Annotated in this window: 23 protein-coding genes and 1 pseudogene; 11 read left to right on the top strand and 13 right to left on the bottom strand. The window is 35.3% G+C overall.

Annotation, left to right across the window (positions count from 1 at the left end):
* Together F893_RS09815 and F893_RS09810 are read left to right on the top strand one after the other, a co-directional pair.
* Positions 1-672 (top strand): response regulator transcription factor, encoded by a 672-nt coding sequence (locus F893_RS09815; protein ID WP_005100414.1) that lies wholly within the window; start codon positions 1-3, stop codon positions 670-672.
* A 5-nt stretch (positions 673-677) separates the two neighbouring features.
* On the top strand, positions 678-1997 hold the full coding sequence (locus F893_RS09810; protein ID WP_005251721.1) for a sensor histidine kinase: 1320 nt from the start codon (positions 678-680) through the stop codon (positions 1995-1997).
* Between the two features lie 27 nt (positions 1998-2024).
* On the opposite strand, the gene F893_RS09805 is transcribed toward F893_RS09810, so the two are convergent.
* Together F893_RS09805 and F893_RS09800 are read right to left on the bottom strand one after the other, a co-directional pair.
* The gene (locus F893_RS09805) at positions 2025-2735 is read right to left on the bottom strand and encodes a phosphatase PAP2 family protein (RefSeq protein ID WP_004280237.1); all 711 of its coding nucleotides are present in this window, start codon (positions 2733-2735) and stop codon (positions 2025-2027) included.
* 39 nt (positions 2736-2774) lie between these two features.
* Positions 2775-3161 (bottom strand): diacylglycerol kinase, encoded by a 387-nt coding sequence (locus F893_RS09800; protein ID WP_004280235.1) that lies wholly within the window; start codon positions 3159-3161, stop codon positions 2775-2777.
* A gap of 187 nt (positions 3162-3348) precedes the next feature.
* Between F893_RS09800 and F893_RS09795 the strand changes: the two genes are divergently transcribed.
* Positions 3349-4083: a thermostable hemolysin gene (locus F893_RS09795; protein ID WP_004280234.1), complete on the top strand. Its 735-nt coding sequence runs from the start codon at positions 3349-3351 to the stop codon at positions 4081-4083.
* 35 nt (positions 4084-4118) lie between these two features.
* Positions 4119-4874, top strand: coding sequence for an AMP-binding protein (locus F893_RS17495; protein ID WP_005251720.1), 756 nt, complete (start codon positions 4119-4121; stop codon positions 4872-4874).
* A gap of 324 nt (positions 4875-5198) precedes the next feature.
* Here the strand turns inward: F893_RS17495 and F893_RS09785 are convergent, their stop codons facing one another.
* The 11 genes and pseudogenes from F893_RS09785 to F893_RS09725 form a co-directional block, all read right to left on the bottom strand.
* Positions 5199-6185: a hypothetical protein gene (locus F893_RS09785; protein ID WP_005251719.1), complete on the bottom strand. Its 987-nt coding sequence runs from the start codon at positions 6183-6185 to the stop codon at positions 5199-5201.
* Between the two features lie 89 nt (positions 6186-6274).
* The gene (locus F893_RS09780) at positions 6275-7303 is read right to left on the bottom strand and encodes an IS701 family transposase (RefSeq protein ID WP_079255106.1); all 1029 of its coding nucleotides are present in this window, start codon (positions 7301-7303) and stop codon (positions 6275-6277) included.
* A 165-nt stretch (positions 7304-7468) separates the two neighbouring features.
* Positions 7469-8601 (bottom strand): IS3 family transposase gene (locus F893_RS17490; RefSeq protein WP_227554019.1). Its coding sequence is split into 2 segments (ribosomal slippage): positions 7469-8349 and positions 8349-8601, totalling 1134 coding nucleotides; the frame shifts between segments, so codons are not numbered across the junction.
* A 244-nt stretch (positions 8602-8845) separates the two neighbouring features.
* Positions 8846-9238 (bottom strand): annotated as a pseudogene (locus F893_RS17485) (transposase family protein); the annotation flags it as partial.
* Positions 9239-9275: 37 nt separating this feature from the next.
* Positions 9276-9680, bottom strand: coding sequence for a transposase family protein (locus F893_RS09755; protein WP_000669095.1), 405 nt, complete (start codon positions 9678-9680; stop codon positions 9276-9278).
* A 131-nt stretch (positions 9681-9811) separates the two neighbouring features.
* Positions 9812-10798 (bottom strand): TniB family NTP-binding protein, encoded by a 987-nt coding sequence (locus F893_RS09750; protein ID WP_005251716.1) that lies wholly within the window; start codon positions 10796-10798, stop codon positions 9812-9814.
* Positions 10785-11171, bottom strand: a complete 387-nt coding sequence (locus tag F893_RS09745; protein ID WP_005251714.1) for a hypothetical protein — start codon at positions 11169-11171, stop codon at positions 10785-10787. The genes F893_RS09750 and F893_RS09745 overlap by 14 nt, the downstream gene beginning before the upstream one ends.
* A 15-nt stretch (positions 11172-11186) precedes the next feature.
* Complete coding sequence (locus tag F893_RS09740; RefSeq protein WP_228761479.1) at positions 11187-11726, bottom strand: IS630 family transposase; 540 nt, start codon at positions 11724-11726, stop codon at positions 11187-11189.
* 16 nt (positions 11727-11742) lie between these two features.
* Positions 11743-12198 (bottom strand): helix-turn-helix domain-containing protein, encoded by a 456-nt coding sequence (locus tag F893_RS09735; RefSeq protein WP_004647755.1) that lies wholly within the window; start codon positions 12196-12198, stop codon positions 11743-11745.
* Between the two features lie 17 nt (positions 12199-12215).
* On the bottom strand, positions 12216-13718 hold the full coding sequence (locus F893_RS09730; RefSeq protein WP_005251709.1) for an integrase catalytic domain-containing protein: 1503 nt from the start codon (positions 13716-13718) through the stop codon (positions 12216-12218).
* Positions 13711-14322 carry a TnsA endonuclease N-terminal domain-containing protein gene (locus tag F893_RS09725; RefSeq protein WP_005251708.1) on the bottom strand — a complete coding sequence of 204 codons (612 nt, stop codon included), beginning with the start codon at positions 14320-14322 and terminating at the stop codon, positions 13711-13713. Before F893_RS09725 ends, F893_RS09730 begins: the two co-directional genes overlap by 8 nt.
* Positions 14323-14687: 365 nt before the next feature.
* Here F893_RS09725 and hsdR point away from each other — a divergent pair, with 365 nt between their 5' ends.
* From hsdR to F893_RS17895, 7 genes are all read left to right on the top strand, one after another.
* Complete coding sequence (hsdR, locus tag F893_RS09720; RefSeq protein WP_005251706.1) at positions 14688-17066, top strand: EcoAI/FtnUII family type I restriction enzme subunit R; 2379 nt, start codon at positions 14688-14690, stop codon at positions 17064-17066.
* 57 nt (positions 17067-17123) lie between these two features.
* Positions 17124-18599, top strand: a complete 1476-nt coding sequence (locus F893_RS09715) for an N-6 DNA methylase (protein ID WP_005251703.1) — start codon at positions 17124-17126, stop codon at positions 18597-18599.
* Between the two features lie 15 nt (positions 18600-18614).
* Positions 18615-20375, top strand: a complete 1761-nt coding sequence (locus F893_RS09710) for a restriction endonuclease subunit S (RefSeq protein ID WP_005251702.1) — start codon at positions 18615-18617, stop codon at positions 20373-20375.
* Positions 20375-21262 (top strand): protein NO VEIN domain-containing protein, encoded by an 888-nt coding sequence (locus tag F893_RS09705; RefSeq protein WP_005251700.1) that lies wholly within the window; start codon positions 20375-20377, stop codon positions 21260-21262. The genes F893_RS09710 and F893_RS09705 overlap by 1 nt, the downstream gene beginning before the upstream one ends.
* Positions 21263-21332: 70 nt before the next feature.
* Entirely contained in the window at positions 21333-22673 is a 1341-nt protein-coding gene (locus F893_RS09700) for an AbiJ-related protein (RefSeq protein ID WP_005251696.1), read from the top strand.
* Between the two features lie 406 nt (positions 22674-23079).
* Positions 23080-24963, top strand: a complete 1884-nt coding sequence (locus tag F893_RS09695; RefSeq protein WP_005251687.1) for a DUF262 domain-containing protein — start codon at positions 23080-23082, stop codon at positions 24961-24963.
* Positions 24964-25275: 312 nt separating this feature from the next.
* A partial coding sequence (locus tag F893_RS17895; protein WP_005251681.1) for a helix-turn-helix domain-containing protein occupies positions 25276-25544 on the top strand: 269 nt, incomplete at its 3' end.

The following is a 25544-nucleotide window of genomic DNA, read 5'->3' as shown; positions in this document are numbered from 1 at the left end:
ATGCATAAAATACTAATTATTGAAGACGACTTTATGATTGCCGAGTCGACTGAAACATTGCTCAAGCTGCATCAGTTTGATGTGCATTGGGTCAATAATGGGATTGAGGGTTTAAAACAGTTACAGCAGCAGGTCTACGATATTGTCCTGCTCGATTTAGGCTTGCCGATGATGGATGGCATGCTGGTGCTAAAAAATATCCGGCAGAAGTTTCCGAATTTACCGGTGCTGATTATCTCCGCCCGGGATCAGTTACAAAACCGGGTAGATGGGCTGAATCAGGGAGCAGATGACTATTTAATCAAGCCTTATGAATTTGACGAGTTGCTGGCCCGTATTCATGCCTTAATACGCCGTAGTGGTTTAAAAAATACCGGGATAGATACGAATAAGAAATTATCACACGGCAGTTTGGAACTAGATCTAGAGCAGCATATCGCTCTGTTTAATGGACAGGCTATAGAATTATCCAACCGGGAATGGTCCATCTTAATGGCCATGTTAAATCATCCGAATAAAATTTTTTCTAAAAATGATTTAGAAGACAAGCTTTATGACTTTGACAGTGATGTCAGCAGTAATACGGTGGAAGTCTATATCCATCATCTGCGGGCAAAATTAGGAAAAGACTTCATCCGTACCATACGTGGGCTAGGATATCGTTTAGGATGAGCGCCATGCAGAAACGTTATTCCTTGCAAAAACGTCTGGTTATTTATATTTCACTGTTTAGCGTGGTATTGGGCTATGTGCTGATCTTTGCAGCATACCGAATTGCGCTCGAAGAAATTAATGAAGTACTGGATAAACAGATGCAAAGTCTGGCAGAACGTATTTCAGAAAATCATCCGCAACCCTTACAAAGTGAAATCGATCTGGCAAAACAGTACAGTGAAGAAGATTTATTTGTAGATATCTGGTCCTATACAGATACAGCCACTTCCTTGCATCCGCAGGATGTTCTGGTGGCGCCGGTCAGGAAAGCAGGTTTCTACAAGCATCAAACGCCGTATGGAACCTGGTTAACTTATATTATTCCTGGTAAGCAATTACAGATTCAGGTGAGCCAGCAGCAAAATGTCCGGCAGGAACTGGCTCTGGAGCTGGCAGCCAATATGTTTCTTCCTTATGTGCTTTTTTTACCTTTTGCATTATTCGGTTTAGGCTGGATGATCCGGAAAAATTTTCAGCCCCTTAATGATTTTAAAACTGAATTGGCCAGCCGCAAGGCACAAGACTTAAAGCCAATTGCAATGAAAGATTATCCCTTAGAGCTGGAACCGACCATTCAGGAAATGAATTATTTGTTTGGTCGCATTTCTCTGGCCCAACAGGAACAACGTCAATTTGTAGCAGATTCTGCCCATGAATTACGCACGCCACTGACGGCTTTGAATTTACAGGTACAAATTTTGCTACAGCAGTTTCCGCAGAGCGAGTCTATCCATAATTTGAGCCAAGGCATTTTGCGTATGCAGCATCTGGTCAACCAGTTATTAAGTCTGGCCAAACAGGATGTGACCGAAGGTTTGAGTGAGCCTGTTCAATTGTTATCACTGAATCAGATGACAGTCACCTGTATCGAAGAACTGATTCAACTAGCGCTACAAAAAGAGATTGATTTAGGGGTAGAGCAGCAGCAGGAACTGTTGATTCAGGGCCAAGCCTCGGCCTTGCACTCAATCATTTATAACCTGATTGATAATGCGATTAAATATAGTCCGAAGGATGGCGTGATCAATGTATCAATTTTCCAGCAAGGCCAGCAGGCGGTTTTACAAATTGAAGACAGTGGGGCAGGGATAGATCCTGCTCAATTCACTCAGATCCGGCAACGCTTCTATCGGATTCATAACCATGCAGAAATTGGCAGCGGTTTGGGTTTATCCATTGTAGATAAAGCCACCGAGCGCTTGGGTGGAACACTGGAATTTTCGCGAAGTACCAATCTGAGTGGCCTTTGTGTACAGGTCAAGCTTCCTTTAATCGAAGCCTAAGCGAATAAGCTTCTGGTTTTTTTGGAGTTAAGGTTGCCTGATACTAGAGAGTATAGGAGTGGTCTTTTCTATGGGTAGTTTATGGCTAAACAGCGTATAGCCAATGACATTCATGCACCAGATAATCCAGCCAGTCCATAAATTATGACTCAGGAAATGTGCTCCGCGCATCATTTGTGCCCAGCCCATGGTCAACCCTAAAATTACTGCAGCGATCAGAAGAAAATAAGCACGCTTGCGGTTAGAAATGCGATAAACAAAATAACCAGCCATCAACGCAAAACCACTAGATGCATGCCCTCCAGGAAAACAGTGGCCCGCAGTGGCACTAAAATCCCACAAAATCCCGTTATGGGTAGGTATGGTCATATCCCAGGGACAGGCATGGGCCGACTGAGATTTTAAAATTCCGATCGAGGCCGTGGTCAGCACCACCATGCTAAAGAAATAGCCAAATTCCCAGCGCCGCGTATGCCAGTTCTGCCATTTTAGTGATGCCAACCAGGCCAGTAATAATGTGATATACACCAGAATCAGCAGGTCTTTCACATAGCGATGATTGAGTTCTGCCAGTGCCCATTGTTGTCGAAGGGGAAATTGACCCTGATCATCGATAAAGGGATAGATGAGCTGTAAGTCCAGCACTCCTCCAATGTCAAAGAAGTTGAGAAGAATCAAAAAACTGAAGATCAAAAGTAAAGTTTGGGCCAGTAAAAATCGGGAACGGTCAGTGATCATTTTTAAGTTGTCCATTTCAGGCAGTAGCAAGAGCAGAGGTCAAATCAAATGACCAGCCAAAATGATGCCCCAAGTCAGAGCAATTAAACTGAGTGCTACAAACTGAGCCGCACTGCCCATATCCTTGGCATTTTTAGACAGTTCATGCCGTTCCATGGAAATCCGGTCTACCACTGCCTCTATCGCTGAGTTAATCAGTTCAATGATCAACGCCAATAGGCACACGGCGACCATCAGTGCTTGCTCAACCCGGCTAACCGGCATCCAAAAGCTTAGAGGAATCAAAATAAGGTTGATCAGCAGAATTTGCCGGAAGGCGGCCTCATTTTGAAAGGCGGTTTTAAAACCAGCCAGGGAATAACGGGTCGCATTAAAAATACGCTGCGTTCCTGAGGTGCCTTTATAAGGTGAGCGGTAGGAAGACATAGAACAGTTTCAGTTAACAAGAGATAGGATTAACTTAAATTTTCAATCTTAAAATGCTCTTAAAAAAACCGGCCGTTCTCTGGATTTTTTATACACACAGCTTTTACATTCTTTTGCACAAAATTAAGAATTTTTTAAGTTTGGGCTTCTATCTTGAGTAGCAAGTTAATTTCGTGGTGTGAGCCAAATGATCAAGTTCAGTTTTGATCCTTATTTATCTAGTCAGATTCACTTTCTAAATACATATTTCAAGCAGCCTGAATATAAAAAACAAATCAATCACAATAAATTTTTACTACAAGTACCTCCGGCGTATCCGGTAATTTCAGCACAGGATCAATCGCTACATTTGACGGTCAAAACTGTAGAACAAAGCGAGACACCTGAACGCCGTAGCCTGGAACATTTTATTCAGGAAAAATATCAGCAAGTCCATCAGGCCACTGTATCGAGCTTCTCTTCGACCCTGTTTGCAGGTTATCAAGGCGCCGAGATGCAGGTGGTGATTGGTATGCAGCATTTAAATCAATTTAATGCCTTTCTGGAACAGTATCTCGATGAACCCGTTGAAAACACATTAAGTAAACTGAGCCAAACCCAGGTCAGTCGAGACAAAGTGGTAGAAATTGGCAATCTTGCAGCACTAGATATGGACAAAGCCAAACTGATGGTGGCCTTTCTGGTTTTTCATCTCTCGCAGCAACACATCGAATGGGCAGTATGTACCGGGACAGCCGCTGTGCGTTATGTGCTGCAACAAATGGGATTACATTTTCATGTGCTTGAAAAGGCTGACCCGCAAGTCCTTGGAGAGGCACAACGCCTGTGGGGCAGTTATTACCAGCAGAAACCTTATGTGCTGGCGATTGATGTGGCAGAGGCCCTACAAGTCGCTCGTCAATTTTATCAATTTAGTCATTAAAGCATTTTGCTTGATCAGCGAGGCACAGAATTTAAATGATGACTGCTTTATTTGAACGTATCAGCCTGCAAGCACGACAATATCCGCAGCTAGAAGCGGTAGTCACCACACAGGCAACCCTCAGCTATGCGGAGCTACAGCAGCGGGTAGAATTATTGAGTGCCGGTTTCAAGCAGCTTAATCTGTGCCATCTGGCCTTATGGGGCGTGAGCAGCATCGACTGGATTGTGGTCGATCTTGCCGCACAAAAAGCCGGCATGACTGTAATACCTGTTCCTCTATTTTTTACTGTAGCCCAAGTACGGCATCTGCTTTCCGACAGCCAAACAGAGCTGCTCTGTATTCTGGATGAATCTTTCTCTGCACCAGAATGGCTGTTAAATCTGGCTCAAGACATGAGTAGAGATGAGATTTTTATTGCTGGCCAGCTACATGCACGCTTTTTTCAGCTAGAACAGGCAGTACAGTATTCATCTTCTTTACAAACCCAGCAGCCGGCAAAAATCACCTATACCTCTGGCAGTACGGGGACACCGAAAGGCGTGTGTCTGGCTGAAGACACCATAGAATCAATTACGCATTCACTCAGTCATGCATTGGCCAGCAGTCAGCTTGGACGGCATTTGTGCCTGATTCCATTTGCCACCTTGCTGGAAAATATTGCCGGCATTTATGTCGCACTGAGCATGGGACGCGCCGTAATTGTTGGCGAGGTGAGCCAGTTCGGTCTGGTATCTAACCATACTTTTGATACACAGCGGTTTGTAAATGCAGTGCAGAGCGTCTGCTAAATCCCACAATAAAGTATCAGCCCAGTTTTATTGGGCTGGACTGATTAATTCAATTTTCTTCTAAAAATTTCAAAATTCACTTTTATGGACAAGGAAGATATGATGTCTATAAAAGTTAATTTTGAAATTTTACCATCTCTAAGTAACTGATTTAGCTATATCGATTTTTGATAAAAAAAAACTTAATTTTGAAATTCACTGTGATTTCAAGTTAAAAATGAAATTATAACCAGTGGACGATTTTTTTAAGAAATTAAAGCTAATAATGAAATCTTAGATAAAAAAAACAGTAGAAATAAATTAGGACGAATAATTATGATTTCTTTATAAGCAGTGATTTATAACAACTTTGATATCATCAATTCCTGTTAATACATTATATTCATACTTACAAGGACTACCACCTAATACAGAATAAAGAAAGTTTTTCTTATCTTCTATACTTAAATCCCGAAATTTTATTAAATTTTTTTCATCATTACTATTTAGTATAGAAGAATACATTTTCAATGAATTCATGAGTTTATATAGTGAATAAATTGAGATATATTTATAAGTCCCATTTTTAGACTTGAGTACGTCTATAAAAGAATTTTCAATAAGAAACTTTAGTGTAGAAGTATTTGTCTTAGTAATGTATTTAAATTGAAATAGGGTTATTAAATCAAAAATCTCTCGTCGAATATTATTTAATCCAATATAACTATTATGATAATTGCTATTAGAGTTAATAATAGATTTAATTTTTACATAAACAGATTTACTAATTTTATTTTTGAGGAAATAACACTTTTTTATAGAGCTAATTAGCTGATGTCTTACAAACTGATCGTTTATGTATTGGTCAATTTGGGTAAAGCATTCGTATATTCTATTCCTTCTCTGAGTATCATATGGAGTGTTTTCATATAATTGTATTAAGAAATCTTCAAATAAGTTATTTTTTAAAAAGTAGTTAAGTGAACAGTCATAACTTGCCAATATCCTTTTTTGAGAATAATCATGTGCCCGATAAAAATTGCTTTGAGTATTATAATAAGATTGACCTTCAGTCAGCAGTAAAAAGAAAGAAAGGGTACTAGCCAACTGGTGATCAGAAAAAGAAAAATGTCTTCTCTTGTTTAAAATATAGTCTAAATACAGTGATTGGGATAGCAAAGACGGTTCTATCGGATCAGAAAATATTGGTTCTTTACATGTTCGACAGGTATGAAATTCTATAAATTGCCATTCCAAAACACGACCACAGTGCTTACATTTATTTGTTAAAAACACTAGATGCTTTTCACAAATTACTTGTAAAGGGGACATCCAATTTTTATCAATAAAACTCTGTTTTGCATAACATAAACTGCAGATCGTTGGGCAATTAGATGTAGGTTTATAGGACTTACGCACTATTATTTATAGATTCTCTGTGGTAGCAGATGATTTTTATCGAGAATAAAGTCATCAATGAAGTTTTTGATAACTGGTCTAAATAATTTCTTCTGCCAACGATATACATTTTCAAAGATCCGCTCAAACTGGTTCTTTTGTATCTCAACGTAGGCCATCAAGGCTGAAAAAATATGATTCAAAATCAGTTTAGATCGTCTTACTTGAAACTTTTCAATATGACAAACCTGTTTAATCACCCGGTGATATTGCTCTATTTTCCAATGACTTGAATGTAATTCATGAAAACCCTCAAAGGACAATAAATCATCTTCATCTTGATGCACAATATAAAACCTCTGCTGTTCTTTTAACTGAGTCTTAAATAATTGTACAAAGCCAAAATCTTTGAGCCAGACCACTTGACCCTGATGGAAATCTGGCAATAAACGCAGTTGAAACCATTGTCCTTTTTCTGGGGAAACCTTACGGTTACAGTCGATACCAAACATAAATCGAATACCATATTTTCTTATGGTTTTTAGATTTCCAGTCGATGAATACCAACTATCACCTGTAATAAATTGAATCTTTGCACCCCAACTGAGTACTTCACTTAACATATCCATAAAGTAATCATTCTTGGTTTTACTTTCAGATTTGTCATAAATTCGGAAATTAATTGGAATATTTTGACCATTTTGATCTGTCGCATACAAGGTAATGAGATTAATACCCTTGACGGATCGGTGGTGTTTGCCTGACCAAAAATAGCTAACCAAGTCCATATGTTGACTATATGGTTTATCTAAAACAGTATCATCAATACTGACTATAAGTTTATTATTATCAATATGTTGAATTGATTCTTGATATAGGTCGTGAGGTGTGTAGTCTTCACGTTCTAGAAAGCGATTTACACTATCATGCGAGATATTATAAGTCTCGGCAAGTTGTGTGCAGCTAATAGAGTTCGGTTCTGTCATGAGAAAGCCCATATAAATGGGTAATGTACAAGTTGCTGTAGAAGCATGTTTAATTCGTCTGATCACAGATACTTTATAAAGTATTTTAATACTTTTTTGAATCCGTCAATGCGTAAGTCCTAGTTTATTTAATTGTTCTTGCCAGTAAAGAGACCTGATCAACTCAGGATAGAGGTGGTCCCACTTGTTTGAACAACTAAAAGCTTATTTATAAGTGATATTCTGCTCTAGTTAAGCTACCTTATTTTGTTGTGGTAGCTGGTCATAGTAAAACTCATCTGGAGTCATTTTGTCCAGACTCGAATGAGGTCGTTTCAAATTATAAAATTCAAAATATGCACTCAATTGCTTTTTCGCATCGGTGACACTGCTATAAGCTTTGAGATACACCTCTTCATATTTAACGCTTCTCCATAACCGTTCAACCATCACATTATCAATCCATCGACCTTTACCATCCATACTGATTTGAATGCCATTTGATTTCAATACATCAATAAATGCATCACTGGTGAACTGACTGCCCTGGTCTGTATTAAATATTTCAGGTGATCCATATTTTTCAATTGCTTCATTTAAAGCCGAAATACAAAAATCCACCTCCATACTAATCGATACCCTATGCGCAAGTACCTTGCGGCTATGCCAATCAATCACAGCACATAAATAAACAAAGCCTTTTGCCATAGGGATATACGTTATATCCGTACACCACACTTGATTACTGCGCTGAATAGCCAATCCTTTGAGCAGATATGGATATTTACGGTGAGCTTGATTGGCCTGACTTAGATTTGGTTTACGATATAACGCATTAATGCCCATTTTCTTCATTAAAGTACGTGTATGACGTCGTCCTATATGATGTCCTTGACGATTCAATAAATCACGCATCATACGGCTACCTGCAAAAGGGTATTGCATATGTAACTCATCCATACAGCGCATCAGCTTCAGATCTGATTCACTCACAGGTTTTGGGCGATAGTAATAACAACCACGGGAGACTTTCAGCAGCTTAGCTTGCTTAGATACTGAAATCTGAAGTGAGTCATCGATTAACTTTTGTGGTTGAAGCGGCCCAGTTTCTTCAACACACCTTCTAAAAAATCAATTTCTAATGCCTGCTCACCGATTTTTGCATGTAGTTTTTTTAGATCGATGGGTGGTTCTGTTGGAGCTTTTGATTGATCGAAAGCTTGCGAGGAAGCTGAAATCAGTTGATTTTTCCAGTCAATAATTTGGTTTTGATGAACATCAAATTCAGCACTCAATTCAGCAAGTGTTTTTTCTGCTTTAATCGCAGCAAGTGCTACCTTAGCTTTAAAGTCATTTGAATGATTTCTTCTTGGTCTACGTGTCATAAAATACTCCATATATTGATGTTTATAACATCATTTGGGGAGCAAAATATCACTTATAAGTGTTGTTCAAATTTCCTGATCCACCTCTGATCTTTTCTTAGATGTTCTGAAAACAGATTAATATCAAATTCTTGGTTAAGTATATTTGTTAGACATTTTCTTAAAGATTTAGCATTTGTAAATTGAGAAAGATATTGTTGAGCATCATGAATATAATAGACTTCCTTCATAAATCATTTTTCAATCAATTTAATTGTTTATCTTTCACCCAATCTAAATTGTATATGCCAGCAAGTAAATTAAACCGCAGGTTTAATCTTTTACGACGATTTCTATATACACAAGATAAAATCTTAAAACATTTCATCCTTCCAAATACATGCTCTACTTGAATTCGTCTACGACCAATCTCTGTATTTAACTTTTTTAATTCAGAATCTAATTTTTCAGTTTTCTTTGCTTTAGATGGCATGAGGCATCCAAAACCCAATTTTTTTATCCCTAAATACCCCTTATCAACGATAAAAAAGGGCTTAAATTTTAATTTCCTCATACTTTTTTTAAATATTTTAAAATCATGCATGCTTCCATGACTTCCACATACACTCAGTATTTCACCTGTTGTATAGTGCATAGATAGCTGAAATTTAAAGGTATGTCGCTTTTTTTTACCGCTATACCATTTCTTCTGTTTTTTTTGGACGTTGAACTAATATTTCAGTTGCATCAATCACAACAACTTCCCAATCCACTTCATCTCGATTAGGAAGTTGTTTTGGCAAGTTAAATTTTCCAGAACGGATTAAGGTATCTTCAATAACACGTGTGATACGAATTGCACTCGTTTCAGATACACCGTAACTCATACCAAGATGGAAAAATGTTCGATATTCTCTCCAATATTCTATACATAAGAGCAAACGATCTTCCAACGGTAATTTATGCGGTCGTCCTTTACCAATATGACGAGGTAAATGCTTATTTAGCTCGGCCAACATGAGGTTAAATGTAGCCCAACTAACACCGGTAAGCCTACGAAACTTAACGTTTGATAATTTTTGAATATCTTTGAATTTCATCCAAGGATTATCTCTTGAATTAAATAATTTTGCTGATTAATTTAAGATCAAATAAATTGTACGTTTTTTGATTTATGACGGAAGTCTAATTTAATCTTATTATTCTAAAAACATATCCTAGGATATGTTCATTATCTAATGGATTCGGTCTGATGACTAAACTGTTCATCAATACTACTCCAATCAACTTTTTCATTTACTAAAGATGTTTTGATCACCTCATAATTTTTTGACCGAAAAGCATACGTAAAATCATTAATATATTGATAATGCCGCAACTCGTTCAGTGCATGCAAAAAATGTTCAAATTTAAGGTGGTTAACCTTTTGTAAAATGGCAATTCGGCAAGCAAATCTTATAATGCGCATAAATAATGCTAAATTTTTGTTTGCCACGTAATACAATGAAATAGAATAAAATTTATTAATTATGATATCTGAGTTGTCAAAATCTAGTTGACCACTTAAATTTTTTAAAAATTTATAATAAACACCCACATCTCTTGAGGTAGCTAATGAAAAGAATTCAAGTTTATACCTTGTATAGAATCTTCTACTAAGTTGAGCATTTTCAGAAAGTACATATTCTGATTCAGGCATACCCACAATTAACACAGGAATTCTTGTAACATTTATAAAATTTTTAATCCAATTAGCAAGATTATCTACTTTGGTTAAAGTAGATTTTTCTGTAAGATGCTGAAATTCATCTAGGATCAAAAGTTTAGTCTTAGCCAGCTTAGCAAAATTAATCACTTTCTCACCAAGTACTAACTTCGTTAATTTACCATTATCAACAGGATCATCAAAAGCTTTAAGTATTACTATGCAAAGGTCTTTAATACTCGCTTGAGAGGGTATCTCAACATAAATCACAGTCCTGATGTCTACTTCATCATCATAGATTACGGGATAGTGACTAACGAATTGTTTTATAAATGAGGTTTTACCAGACCCACTATCACCTGTTAGTAATACACATTCAGGTTCAGCAAGAAAACTGTTCAACTCCAAGACTTCCTTAAGCTTATTTTTAGCTTTCTGGATATTTGGATAAGGGATATAAATAGATTCAATATTTGCAATTTTTGCTAATTGAGCCTCACTAATCATCGACATCAAATAGACCTCCATCAGCATAAATAGATTCTTGAATGTCTAAATCAATCACTTCTGGTTTCTTAGGTGACTTAATAATTGTATTATCGCTTGATATCTTTTTCCTTCTTAAAGCTTTTTGATCATATTTACTTTTATTTATAATAGAATTTATACTTTGATTTACCTCATTTACTTTTTTATCATGAATCCTGTTAATTTTATGCTTTAAAATATTTTGTTTTTTATTTATAAATTTTAAGTCTTTACTTGAAAAGCCGACAGGAATACCATCTATATTACTAACTTTTAAATATTTATCATACATCTCATCAAATACATATATATAAGACACATCATCACTATTTATATTAATTTTAGCTTTTATGGTCAAAGCATTAAGTATCCATTAAAAAGTAAACATGTATTCTTTTCCGAATTGGTTTGATACTTTCTCCACCCATTGCTCTATTTTGTCAGCTGTCATGACTTGAAAATCTCGCCAATAATATTTCATCTGCTTCCATACCATCTCGATTCGATTTAACTCAGGGCTATAAGCTGGAATAAAATACAGATTCGTCGAAAAGTTAGTTTTAAGTAGCTCTCTGTAATCAGCCATCTTTTTACTTCTATGAATCGAGGCATTATCAACAATAAGAACCAATGGAAGGTTATATGTCTGTTTTACTCGTTGAGCTATTCCAGTTAAATAGGCATAAAACCAAGTACTTGTCACTGACTCTTGTAAACAGCTTGTCACCAGTTTCCCCGTTGAAAGCAAACACCCCATGACATTAACTCGTTTTAATCTTATTGCATCAACCGCATGAACATCACCTATCTTTGTCCACGCATAGCGGTTATCAGGTGTAGATGAAAATCCTGTTTCATCAACATAACCTAATATAATTTCACCACGTGCCGCTTGCTCTCGTAATTCTTCAATCTGCTGTGTTGCTTGTTCAAATGCAATCGGATCTCTTTTTTTTCAAGCTATGACGGGTACGCTTGAAGACCATACCTGAATCACGTAAAAACTTACGAATGGTTTCAACAGACACGGACACTTCGTATTCTTCATGTAGTTTGACTCGGATTTGTTCTGCATTGAGTGGACTTGTATTGACCCAATCTAGGATTTTCGCCTGATAGTCTGAGATCAATGTATTGGGTCGACCTGAGCGATGACCTTCTTTAATCGATTCAAACTCATACAATTCCCAACGTCGGCGTTGTAGCCTTATGGTTTCTGGGATACGTTCTTGTAGAGTGGCAACTTCCGCAACGCTTTTACCTTCGGAAAGCCAGAGAATAGTTTGGGCACGTTGCCTTTCACGCCAATGTTTTGCATGCTTGACCAGAAAAATGAGTCGTTCTCGCTGTTCTAAACTAAGTGGTACAGAAACAATTCTAGGCATGTGTGAACATCTGTTAACTAAAAAAACCTTTTCGCATCATTAGTTATTTTTGTCAACTTAAATTTCTTATTCCTTTTAAATAAATCATTTAATTCATTAGAGTTGTAGCGAACTGCATTAATAATAATTCCTTTTCGAGAAAGTTTGCGATATATTGTTTCAACATCCATCAGATCAAAATTAATATTTTCTATCTCAGCATCTAAAATATTATTATCTTTAAAATAATTAACCCATAGATTATTTGCTGTATTTTTCGTTCTTTCATTATATTTATTATGATAATCTTTAATTATCCATAAATTTAATAAAAAATCTAAATTCTGAAATGAGATAACTGTTTCTTCTACTTTCTGACCAACGATAATATCTTTTCTTATTTTAGAAGGTAATCGTTCTAAAAGTGTACTTAAATTATTAAATGCTGACTCTACCGTGCCTTTCAACCACGGCTCATATGAAGATGAGTATATAAGGTTTATTCCTAAGTTAAGACAAACCTCTGCAAATTTTTTACTTTTAAATTCAGTACCATTATCCATTACGATTTCTTTGATTCTTCCATATTGAATCCATTCCTCACCAATTTCAGAATACTTTTCAGATTTTCTCTGCATTGCATGTTTTAAACATCTTATTGAGATTTCTGTATTTGGAGCATAAAAAGCTAAATAGTAGCCAAGAAAAGATTTTGTGTAATGATCTTTTATAACAGTAAGTACAGGTCTCCCAAACAGAGCTCTCTTGTTCCCATACTCATCCGTATCCTCTACATATACTTTTATATCTAAATATGTATGATCAATTTCAACACGTTCTAATGGATAAGTAGTCTTTACACCATTAAAAACAGCACCATATCTTTTATAATATTCTTTACTACCAAGGCGTTTTTTCTCTACATCAAGATCATACCCATATTTATGTACATAGTTACAAACCGTTTGATAAGAAGGGAAGCCCTCTTCCTCGATATTTATTTTATATAATGCAATCTTTATCTTTTCATAAAGATTTCGTATATTTTTTCGATGGGTGTTTGCAAATTCTTTTTGGATACAATCCATAATAATTTTTTGAATATTTTTATTAAGACGACTTTTCCGTACTTGTTTTTTTGGAATCAGAAAATTCAAATTATTTCCACATTTTTCAAAATCAGTTATAACTCGGTTAATTGTGCTTAAAGACCACTTAATTTTTAATTGTTTTTTAGCATATATACAAAAATCTTTCTTATTGTAATCTTTCCCATAATTTACATATCTTTTTACTATTTCTATTTTTGTTTTAATTTTTTCTGAATGATTTTCTTCGTTATCAAAATACATTAAAGAACTTGTCTGTTTTTGCGATGCATAATCATCCAAATAAACAATAATATTTTGATAAAGCAAATTTTCAAATTCTCTTTTTTCAATTTTTAAAATATTAGATCCATTATTTACATCAATTAGAATCAAAATATTATCTTCTCGATGTAAATTCCAGATTTTATTTTGATAATTTACTTTAATCATTATACAATCCTAGAATAGAATTGCTTTTGATTAGCTGATTGTTGATATCAACATCAAAATAATCAAAGTAAATTAAATTATATATTTCGTGAAGGGGGACAATTTCAGCAAGTCTTTCTATAGATATATACTTATTTTTAATTTGTGCAATTATATCTAATGTACTCTGTTTAACTGGAATATCTGCATATCTTTCAAGATATTTGATATTTTCTAAAAAATATCCGCATCTGATATCAATTTCTGTAATAATTTTGAATGATATATTTTCTTTATTGATATCTTCCAAAATTTTCTGTTTATCCTGTTTAAATTTCTCTACAAACTTTTGAAATTTAACCTCTAAATACATTTCTCGCCCATCAGAATATACGACAAAGAAATCTGGTGTATAGGTTCTTTTCTTTCCATTATCAATATATTCGAAAGTTCTTGATTGAGATTCATAGGACACAATATCAGTATTACATTCAAGCAAATGGCAAAGATCCTTTTCTAATTGTGATTCCCATCCAATATATGAGCCATTTTTGCGACTTGCGAACAAACCTGTTACACGATGTGGATGCGGCATAATTTTTCGCCGGGTATTTAGAATTTTCATAAGATAAGCCTATCTAGTTGCTTAACCTTATGATGGAAAATTTTGAAAATTGATACCATTATGGTTTGTAATTTTTACCATCAATATCAAATATTTATATTTTTTCCACATTCATTAAGTTAATTAATTTCATTTTTTCTTTATAAATTAAATTCTACTCAAATCATGTCTTAGGTAAGTGGCATCTTTCTAATATTTTTAATAATAAATTTTATTAAGAAAATAAATGAAAAAAATATTAGTAAAATCATCCGCAAAACTAAAAATGTATTCAAAAAATTGATATATTAAAATTCAAGTAAAAACTATATTTAATTTACATAAGTTTGCATAATTTACATATTGTTGCGCACAGTGAGGGGTATATGTCTAAAAAGGATTTGTCAGAACGTGAGATTTGTACTCGTTTTATCTATCCTGCTCTAATAAATGCAGGGTGGACAGCGCAACAGATCCGTGAAGAAGTGACTTTTACAAAAGGTCAAATCATGGTTCGTGGCAAATTGCATACTCGTGGTGAAACCAAACGTGCAGACTATATTCTCTACTATAAAAAGAACATCCCGATTGCGGTGATTGAAGCCAAAGACAACAATCATACTCTAGGCGCTGGTATGCAACAAGCGCTTGGTTATGCTGACTGTTTACAAACTCCCTTTGTATTTTCCACGAATGGAGATGGCTTTCTTTTACATGACCAGACAGGTTTGTTTAATCCCAATAAGGTGGAAACAGAGTTAGGTTTAGATCAATTCCCAGCACCAGATATGTTATGGAATCTATATCAGCAGCATCATGGTGTAATATCACCTGAAGCAAAAGCTATTGTTGAATTTCCTTATTACGATGATGGTACAGATCGCACACCACGTTATTACCAAACCAATGCGATTAATAAGACATTAGAAGCAATTGCTCGTGGGCAAGATCGTGTCTTATTGGTTATGGCAACAGGTACAGGCAAGACCTATACCGCTTTTCAGATCATTTGGCGTTTATGGAAATCTGGTGCTAAAAAACGCATTCTCTTTTTAGCTGACCGTAATATTCTAGTTGATCAAACCAAGAATAATGACTTTAAACCCTTTGGCGACAAGATGACAAAAATCACCAATCGCACGGTTGATAAAAGCTATGAAATCTATCTGTCCTTATACCAGGCTGTAACAGGCTCAGAAGAAGAGAAGAACATTTATAAGCAGTTCAGTCCTGAATTCTTTGATCTAATCGTGATTGATGAATGTCATCGTGGTAGTGCTAAAGAAGATTCTGCATGGCGTGACATTCTTGAATATTTTAGTTCAGCGACCCACATCGGTTTAACTGCAACACCTAAAGAAACAAAAGATACATCTAACATCACTTATTTTGGTGAACCTGTATATACCTATACCTTGAAACAAGGTATTCAAGATGGTTTCCTTGCACCTTACAAAGTGATTCGTATTGATATAGATAAGGATCTGCAAGGGTGGCGACCAGCTAAAGGTCAAAAAGATAGACATGGTAATGAAATTGAAGATCGTATCTTTAATTTAAAGGATATGGATAAAACGCTTGTCCTCGAAAAGCGTACAGAGTTAGTAGCTAGAAAAATTACGGAGTATTTGAACAGCACTGATCCCTATGCCAAAACCATTGTATTCTGTGACAATATCGATCATGCAGAGCGTATGCGTCAGGCACTTGTAAACCTGAACCCTGATAAAATTAAAGAAAATCGCAAGTATGTCATGCGCATTACGGGGGATGATCAAGAAGGTAAAGCTGAACTAGATAACTTCATTAACCCTGAAGAACGTTATCCTGTCATTGCAACTACTTCCAAGCTCATGACGACAGGTGTTGATGCCCAAACTTGTAAATTGATTGTTCTCGATCAGCATATTCAATCCATGACCGAGTTCAAGCAAATCATTGGTCGTGGTACACGAGTAAATGAAGAGTTTGGAAAGTCTTGGTTCACGATTATGGACTTTAAGAAAGCGACAGAATTATTTAGTGATCCTGCTTTTGATGGTGAGCCTGTGGTGATTTATGAACCAAAAGAAGGTGAACCGATTGTCCCTCCAGAAGAAAAAGACGATGGAGAAGTTAGTGATGATACAACTGCTGAGCCAACGATTTTTGATCCTCCAACAGGAGGTAGCGATGACGATGATACTGAAGGTGAACCACCTAAAAAATTTGTTGTGAACAATGTTCCTGTGAAAGTTATTGGGGAACGTATTCAGTTCTATGACAATGATGGCAAGTTAGTCACAGAGTCACTTAAAGATTACACTCGTCAGCATATTCTGAAGGATTATGAGTCTTTAGATACCTTCCTTCGAAAATGGAAAGGGGCAGATAAAAAATCGCTAATTATTGAAGAATTTCAAAAGCAAGGTGTGATTTTTGAAGCACTGGAAGATGAAGTTGGTAAGGACTTCGATGCTTTTGATCTGATTTGTCATATTGCTTTTGATCAGCCAGCACTGACTAAAAAAGAACGTGCCAATAACGTCCGTAAACGTAATTACTTTACCAAGTACAACGAGCAGGCGCGTCAGGTGTTAGATGCATTGCTGGACAAGTTTGCTGATCAAGGGATTCAGCCGATTGAAGATGTGCAGATTTTAAAAGTTCCACCTTTTAATCAGATGGGATCACTCATGGAAATTATTCAGTCCTTTGGTTCGGTTGAAGAATATACAAAAGCACTGAAAGAACTGGGCGATCAACTTTACGATGATGTGTCTTAAGGTTGCTGTCTGTTAAACTCTTGCACAAATTTAATATTAATGATTTGAAGTCGAATTATGAGCATTTCGGGAACAATTAAGTCTATTCAAGATACCATGCGTGAAGATGTGGGTGTGGATGGTGATGTACAACGTCTAGGTCAGTTGGTTTGGATGCTTTTCCTGAAAGTGGTTGATGACCGTGAAAAAGAAGCAGAAACTCTTGCATTTTTTGAAGGCAAGACCTTTAAATCACCAATTCCTGAAGAATTCCGTTGGCGTAACTGGGCAGCCAATGATGAAGGCATTACAGGTGATGCTTTAAAAGACTTTATTGATAATCAACTGTTTCCACGCTTACAAAATCTCGCTCAAGAAAGTGATGACCCACGTGCCCGTGTGGTTCAAGCAGTCTTTGCTGATGCCTATAACTATATGAAGTCAGGTGGTTTAATCCGTAAAGTGATTAACCAAATCCAAAAGGGTTTTGACTTTAATAAATCATCTGAACGTCATGCGTTTGGTGATATTTACGAGCAATTGTTGCGTGATCTGCAAAATGCGAAAAACTCAGGTGAGTTTTATACCCCTCGTGCTGTCACCACGTTTATGGCACAAATTGTCGATCCAAAGCTGCATGAATCTGTGCTTGATCCTGCATGTGGTACGGGTGGCTTTTTAACCTCTGCCATTGAACATAAGCGTGAAAACTATGTCAAAAATGCTGATGATGAAAAAGTCTTGCACGACAGCATTTACGGCATTGAGAAAAAACCTTTACCGCATTTGCTTTGCACCACCAATATGATTTTACACGGCATAGATGTGCCTGTAAAAATCCGTCGTGATAATACCTTGTCTTATCCATTGATTTCATGGACAGCAGATAAGCGTGTGGACGTGATTCTGACCAACCCACCATTTGGCGGTACGGAAGAACAAGGCATTGAGAAGAATTTCCCGTCTAAGTTCCAAACCCGTGAAACTGCCGATTTGTTTATGGTGCTGTTGATTCAGCTGTTAAAATCCAATGGTCGTGCAGCCGTGGTATTGCCTGATGGCTTTATGTTTGGTGAAGGCATTAAAACTGCCATTAAAGAAGAGCTGATGGAGAAATGCAATCTGCATACCATTGTGCGTTTGCCGAAGTCTGTTTTTGCACCGTATACGTCAATCAGTACCAATATTTTATTCTTCACCAAAGGCAAAAAGACCAAAGATATTTGGTTCTATGAGCATAAATTACCTCAAGGCGTAAAAGCGTATAACAAGACCAAGCCAATTCAACTCAAAGAGTTTGATGCTTTAAAAGCGTGGTGGGGCAATGAAGCTGACGGTTTTGCCAGTCGTGTTGAAAATGAACAGGCGTGGAAAGTCTCTAAGCAAGAGATTTTAGATCGTAACTACAATTTAGATATTAAAAATCCGCATCAAGCGGAAGAGGAAGTTAAAGACCCTGAGGAATTGTTAGCACAGTATGCGGATTTACAAGCTGAGATCAGCAAAATCCGTAATCAGCTAAAAACGATTTTAGATGAAGCGTTAAGCCAATAATTGAGGGTGAATGAGATGACCGATGTAAAACAGCTCATTACCGAGCATTTAGATATTTGGCTGACTGCGGAAACTGAAAAGAAGTCAGGGCGTGGGCGTAGTTCGGGTTCTAATGATACGATTTATGGGGTGCAAAAACTTCGTGAATTAATTTTAGATTTGGCTATTTCAGGGAGTTTAGTCAAAACACATTCAACAGTTCAATTTGAACAAGAGTTTTTTAGCCTAAACAAAAGTAATTCAAAAAAAATTGATACTAGTGTGATTAAAGAAAAACTTAAAGACACTATATTTAAAATACCATCTTCTTGGGCTTGGGAAACTTTAGGAAATTTATTCTATTTTGAGAATGGCGATAGAGGAAAAAACTATCCCAATAAAGATTGCCTTGTTGAAATAGGTATTCCATTTGTTAATGCTGGTCATTTGAAAAATGATGGTATTGATATTCATGAGATGACATTTATTACTCAGGATAAATTTGACTCATTAAACAGTGGTAAATTTAAAGAAGGTGACATTTTATATTGCTTAAGAGGTTCACTTGGTAAATATGCTGTTGTTCAAAAAGATTTGAAGGGGGCAATTGCTTCATCTTTAGTAATATTAAGAGCTTATGAAAATAGCTTCATCGATTATATAAGTCTTTTTTTGCAGTCTAATTTTGCTAAAAAGCAGATCAAAATTTACGATAATGGTACTGCTCAGCCAAACTTATCATCAGCCGATCTAAGAAAATTCCTAGTGCCTATGCCATCTAAGGAAGAAAGATCACAAATCGTTGAAAAAGTTGATGAACTTATGCAACTGTGTGATCAGCTTGAACAACAACAAACTTTAAGCAGTGATGCCCATGCCACATTGGTCGATACTTTGCTCAAAGCTGTAACAGAATCAAGTGATGCCGATGAGTTTCAAGCCAATTGGCAACGCATTGTGGCAAACTTTGATGTGTTATTTACTACGGAATACAGCATTGAGCAGTTGAAACAAACTGTTTTACAGCTCGCTGTGATGGGTAAATTGGTTAAACAAGACCCAAGTGATGAACCTGCAAGTGAGTTGCTTAAAAAAATTGCGGATGAAAAAGCCAAGCTGATTAAAGAAGGGAAGATTAAAAAGTCAAAGCCTTTGCCTGAGATTAGCGAAGATGAAAAGCCGTTTGAATTGCCAGAAGATGCTTGTTGGGTGCGTTTAGAAGAATTAATTCCATCTTTTCAAAATGGTAACTCAAGTCGTGGAGATAAAGATGGTGTTGAGATAGCTGTTTTGAGATTAGCAGATATAACTAATAACAGAATAGATTTATCAGATTTACGTTATTTAGTTATTGATGAAAACTCTATTGCTAGATATCAATTAATCAAAAATGATATTTTAATTACTCGTGTAAATGGTAGTACTGATATTGTAGGTAGTTTTACTTATTGCGCTGATGATATTAAAGCAATCTACTGTGATCATTTTATTCGTATGCGCCTTAATCAGTTATGGATTGATTCAGAGTATTTATCAACTATTGGTAGATCAAGATTAATACGCTCTCAAATTGAATCACTTTTCATTACAACTGCAGGTCAGAAGACAGTCAATCAAAAGCATATTGGGTCAATATTAGTTCCTTTATTTACAAAAAATCAGCAAATAAAGATTGTTCAAAAAGTTAATCAACTCTTTTCTATGATTGAACAGCTTCAAGTTTTACAAAGTAAATTACAGAAAACCAAACTTCATTTAGCAGATGCTTTGGTGGCGAATGCAGTGGAGGGGGTGTGATGACGAAGATAGAAGTTATTGCTGAGAACTGTGATGAACCCATGGAAAATCATATTTGTAATCAGGAAAGTTTAGATATTTTTAATGATTTACAAAAAAGATTTAATAATCAGGCATTGCATTATATCGATCAGGAAGATACTCCATTAATTGCCTATGAAATCAATAACGGATTTACATTAGCTTTAAAAGCGAATAAAGATAGTGCAACTTTTTATGTTGATGATGTCCAAGATTTTGGTGTGATATCTAGCTTAGAAATCTTCAATGGAAAAATCAAACGATACCCTGATCCTAAAAAGATTCATTCAGCAATTAAAGCTATTAGAGGAATTCAGGGAAAAGAAACAATTATAAAAATTTCTAAGGTAACTTTTGCTGAATATCTAAAATTAATGGAATATGCTCCGACTGCTCCGACTGCTCCGACTGCTCCGACAAAGAAAGAAATGTTACCTGAAGATCTTTTAAAGAAGCTTGAACGCCAAGATAAGATCGGTACAGCAGGTGAGGATTTTGCCATTGCCTATGAAAAAAAGCGTCTAGAAGGGTTGGGTGCTAAACCTGAAGACTTTGAGAAATACATCATTGACCGTAGAAAAATCAATGTTAGCCAAGGCTATGACATTGAAAGTCATTTTGATGGTCAATCACGTTATATAGAAGTCAAAACGACAACAGTAAATGCCGAAGCTGATTTTTTCTTTAGCGCTAATGAGTTTAATGTGCTAAAAGCGAAAGGTGAAGAAGCCTATATCTACAGAGTTGTACTGAGTGAAGATTTAGAATCAATCGTTGAGATTAGAGAAATTAAAAATCCATTTGGTGCTAAAGATACAAGTGATTTTAAAGCAATTGCGTTCAAAGCTAATTTAAATGATTTTTAAATATATGCATGATAGTAGCTATCAATTTTTCATAGTTTAGCTGTATGACCTTAATTGAACACAAGAATTTATGAATATTAGTGCCGTAATTCAAGAAACCTCAAAATATTTAAGTAAATATAATCATATATTTAAGCCTGAAAATGAAATTATTTCATTTCTAGATAGTCGAAGTGACTTCTTAACTTCTATAAATGTGAAAAGAGAAGTTGATAGAATTTATAGGGAAGGAAATAGCCTTTTCATGAGTAAAAGCTGGTTATATACATCAGATATAAAAAATATTTTAGGAATGATAAATCCAAAGACTTGTATAGAATTTTGTATCACATACTCAAATAAAATTGATGATCCAACTTTATTCAATACAATTAGCTACTATTATGATGATGTCTTACCACCAATACGCTTAAAAACTCGTAAAAAGATTGCTAATACTCTACCAATTGATGTGTTTGGAAAAGAAAATGCAGCGAAAGAATTATCAAAGGTATTTTTAACTGAAGGTATTAAAGACCAAACTTTTACTTCAATAGATGAACTATTTGAGGCTCTTAATGTTTTTGAAGCATCAACTGCAACTTTTAGAAAGCTACTTAGGAATATTGCCAATTCAAGTTTAAGAGATGAATCTGAAAACAGGATTTTAATTTCTAAAATTAATGAGGTGCTGCAAAAAGATGGAATGATTCTGGCTTTAGATGAGTCAAAAAACTATCCATTTTTTAAAATTAAAGAACAAGAATATAAACCCAATAAAGCACCAGACTATTTGATTTTCGGTGCAATTGGCACAAAACCGAATATTGGGATCAGTGATGCATTAGATGGAACTGTATCTGTTATTTCAGATGATGGCGATCCTCTCACATACGATAGAAAGATTATTGATCATCTCAATTGGTCTGATATGGAAGATTGGTGGGATGAAATCAACATTTATCCTAATTTAAAGCTCAGAACACGCTTAAATAATTGTTTAGATTCTAAAGCTGAAGAAATATTCTTTAAATCATACTTTTCTTTGTTTCAGGAAAAACTTGGGGAAAAACTACCAGCACTTATTCCACAGGTTTATATCGCATACGACCCAATGCGAGCAAAAGATTTAGAAGGTGGAAAAACACGTATCCGACAACGGATCGACTTTCTCATGATCTTGCCAAATCTCAAACGTGTGATTATTGAAATTGATGGTAAACATCACTATGCACGGGAAGATGGTCGAGCGGATACCAAACGCTATGCGGAAATGGTTAAGGTAGACCGTGATCTACGTTTAAGAGGTTATGAAGTATATCGCTTTGGTGGTGCTGAGTTCTATAACGATCAAAATACACCTGAAGAAAATGCAGTCTCTCTGGTAAAAGACTTCTTTACGGCACTGTTTAAACAGCACGAAATTTTATAATTTTTAAAAGTCAAAACTATGAGTTTATATCCTATTGATTTTTAATTATTATTTTTACTACCTAGGCGCTGATAGGCTAATTGCAATAAATGAGCGCCTAACGCTTGTAGGCAGTTAAACAATTGATTAAGCTTGTTTTTAACAAGTCGTCTTGATTGATGTTTGGCGTTTGTGTTGATCTGGTATATGTCGGTTGAACTCGCTTATGTTTCGAGGGCGGGAGAAACAGTCTAAATTTTTAGACAAGTAAAATATACAAGTCATAAAATCCTTTTCAGTTGCGTTTCTCTTGTACGCAGGCGATACAAGAACAAAAAACTCAATTTAATCTTGAGTCATCGTTATTACCTCAATAAGCTATGTATTTTATAAGTTATATATTTTCATAAGCTTTACAGAGGGTTAAATGTCCAATATTTCAAATAAGATTGAAGCAGCTCATCGATCTCTATATCAAGTGCTGAATGAACAAAAATATTCGGTTGATTATTTCCAACGGGAATATTCTTGGCAGAAACAGCATATTCAGCAATTAGTGACAGATCTAACCACAGCATTTCTTAATGAATATACTGAAGGGGATGCCCGTAAAGAAGTTCAAAATTATAATAGCTATTATCTAGGGCCATTTGTTGTTTCAGTATCGGAAGATGGTAGTTTAAGTATTATTGATGGTCAGCAACGTCTAACGTCTCTAACACTTTTTTTAATCTTTCTTAATCATTTTCAAAAGGATATTGGAGAGAGCTTAAATATTTCCCCAATGATCTTCTCAGAGAAATTTGGTGAAAAGAGCTTTAATATTCAGGTTGAAGAAAGGTTGGTTTGCTTTAATGCTTTATTTGAAAATGGGGTATTTAACAATACTGATGCAGATGAGTCTTCATTAAACATGGCTGCAAGATATGAAGATATTTCAGAAGTATTCCCTGAAGATATAACTAAGTGTTTTCCAAATTTTATAGATTGGCTCAAAGAAAAAGTAATTTTAGTTCAAATTACCGCCTATTCTGATGAAAATGCTTATACTATTTTTGAGACTATGAATGATCGTGGTTTAAATTTAACACCTTCTGAAATGCTTAAAGGTTTTTTACTATCCAAATTTAATGATAAAAATAAACGAAAAAAAGCAGACGAGTTTTGGAAATTAGAAATTCAAAATTTAAAAAAAATTGATAAGAATGAAGATCAACGATTCTTTCAATCTTGGTTACGTGCACAATACGCAGATACTATTCGACAAGGTGCAGCAGGTTCTAAAAATGAAGATTTTGAAAAAATAGGAACTAGATTTCATAGTTGGGTGCGTGACAATACTGATAAAGTAGGTTTAGATCCAAATGGTGCTTTATCTTATGAAGAATTCGTTAATACTAAATTCAAATTTTTCCTCAAAGCATATACTACAATTTTACATGCTCAAAAAAATCTAACTGAAGGATTAGAGCATGTGTTTTATATTCATAGATGGGGGATAGCTCCAACCTTAAGCATACCACTTATGCTCGCACCTTTAACCTTGTCTGATAATGATATGCTTGTTAAGCAAAAAATAGATTTAGTCGCTCGCTATATTGAAACCTTTTCTGTTAGAAGATCATTAAATTTTAATTTATTTTCTGCAACATCAATACGTTATACAATGTACAGTCTAGTAAAAGAAATTAGACAAAAAGACTTCGATACACTAAAAATTATTCTTTCAGAAAAATTAGAAAAAATGGATAAGAAAATTAATGGTATATTAAATTTCAGATTACATGGTCAAAATTACAGATTTGTCAAGTTTCTTTTAGCACGCATGACTGTGTTCGTTGAACAAGCTTCTGGAATGCAAAGCTCATTTGTTGACTATTATGAACCATCAAAAGGTAAACCATTTGAGGTTGAACATCTTTGGGCAAATAAGTATGAGCGTCATAAGGACACTTTCACAGATAAGCATTCATTTGAGAACTATAGAAATAGACTTGGGGGGCTGATTTTGTTGCCTAACGGAACAAATCAATCTTTCAAAGATATGTATGTTAGCCAAAAAGTTAAGCATTATTTAAAAGAAAACATTTTAGCTCAATCTTTTAGCCCAGATGCCTATATAAATAATCCAAACTTTACGAATGCTATAAGCGCTTTAGATTTACCATTTAAATCCTTTGTGTCAGAGAAAGTAGTAGAAAATGAGGAAACTTTTACTAAAGATCATATTGATCAAAGACAGCAGTTATACTTCCAAATATGTAATCGAATTTGGGGCGATTTTTGGACAGTAGATAAGAAAGAAGGCTAAATTGTCATTGTGTGATGGCATATATACCTTAAAGCTAAAAATGAAATAAAGTTCACTTTGAAAAAATTTCATTTTTAGCTTTATTTTTTAACGATTTCATTTTTAGCTTTAATTTCCACTGAAAATTTCAAAATTAACTTTTATGGACATATGAACTTATGGTTAAGTGTATCTTATTTAACTTGTATTTAACATAATATACATTATACGAAATACTATTGTTAGAACCCATTTAAAGTGTCTATATTCTCACCAATAAAAATGTCTGGTTTATGATGGTTTTTATCACCATGGACTGGATATAAAATATAGATGCTGATCACTATGTCTGATAAAGAAATTCAACGTCTTGCAGTTCTGCAAGACGTTAGAGATCATCGTATTACCCAGGTCCGTGCTGCTGAAATCCTGAATCTTTCCACCCGTCAAATTACCCGGTTATTGCAGAAGCTCAATCAAGATGGTGTCTCAGGTATGGCACATGCCAGTCGTGGTCAACCGGGTCATCGTCGCCATGACGTCCTGTTAAAATCAGAATGTCTTTCCATTATTTCTGAACATTTACTTGGCTTTGGTCCTAC

Source organism: Acinetobacter sp. CIP 102136 (assembly GCF_000369685.1).
Classification (GTDB): domain Bacteria; phylum Pseudomonadota; class Gammaproteobacteria; order Pseudomonadales; family Moraxellaceae; genus Acinetobacter; species Acinetobacter fasciculus.
This window is presented reverse-complemented; position numbering and strand designations above follow the sequence as displayed.

Coding starts and splice junctions, on each gene's coding strand:
- F893_RS09815 (WP_005100414.1), top strand. CDS start 1: ATGCATAAAATACTAATTATTGAAGACGACTTTATGATTGCCGAGTCG.
- F893_RS09810 (WP_005251721.1), top strand. CDS start 678: ATGCAGAAACGTTATTCCTTGCAAAAACGTCTGGTTATTTATATTTCA.
- F893_RS09805 (WP_004280237.1), bottom strand. CDS start 2,735: ATGATCACTGACCGTTCCCGATTTTTACTGGCCCAAACTTTACTTTTG.
- F893_RS09800 (WP_004280235.1), bottom strand. CDS start 3,161: ATGTCTTCCTACCGCTCACCTTATAAAGGCACCTCAGGAACGCAGCGT.
- F893_RS09795 (WP_004280234.1), top strand. CDS start 3,349: ATGATCAAGTTCAGTTTTGATCCTTATTTATCTAGTCAGATTCACTTT.
- F893_RS17495 (WP_005251720.1), top strand. CDS start 4,119: ATGATGACTGCTTTATTTGAACGTATCAGCCTGCAAGCACGACAATAT.
- F893_RS09785 (WP_005251719.1), bottom strand. CDS start 6,185: ATGTCCCCTTTACAAGTAATTTGTGAAAAGCATCTAGTGTTTTTAACA.
- F893_RS09755 (WP_000669095.1), bottom strand. CDS start 9,680: ATGAAATTCAAAGATATTCAAAAATTATCAAACGTTAAGTTTCGTAGG.
- F893_RS09750 (WP_005251716.1), bottom strand. CDS start 10,798: ATGTCGATGATTAGTGAGGCTCAATTAGCAAAAATTGCAAATATTGAA.
- F893_RS09735 (WP_004647755.1), bottom strand. CDS start 12,198: ATGCCTAGAATTGTTTCTGTACCACTTAGTTTAGAACAGCGAGAACGA.
- F893_RS09730 (WP_005251709.1), bottom strand. CDS start 13,718: ATGATTAAAGTAAATTATCAAAATAAAATCTGGAATTTACATCGAGAA.
- F893_RS09725 (WP_005251708.1), bottom strand. CDS start 14,322: ATGAAAATTCTAAATACCCGGCGAAAAATTATGCCGCATCCACATCGT.
- hsdR (WP_005251706.1), top strand. CDS start 14,688: ATGTCTAAAAAGGATTTGTCAGAACGTGAGATTTGTACTCGTTTTATC.
- F893_RS09715 (WP_005251703.1), top strand. CDS start 17,124: ATGAGCATTTCGGGAACAATTAAGTCTATTCAAGATACCATGCGTGAA.
- F893_RS09710 (WP_005251702.1), top strand. CDS start 18,615: ATGACCGATGTAAAACAGCTCATTACCGAGCATTTAGATATTTGGCTG.
- F893_RS09705 (WP_005251700.1), top strand. CDS start 20,375: ATGACGAAGATAGAAGTTATTGCTGAGAACTGTGATGAACCCATGGAA.
- F893_RS09700 (WP_005251696.1), top strand. CDS start 21,333: ATGAATATTAGTGCCGTAATTCAAGAAACCTCAAAATATTTAAGTAAA.
- F893_RS09695 (WP_005251687.1), top strand. CDS start 23,080: ATGTCCAATATTTCAAATAAGATTGAAGCAGCTCATCGATCTCTATAT.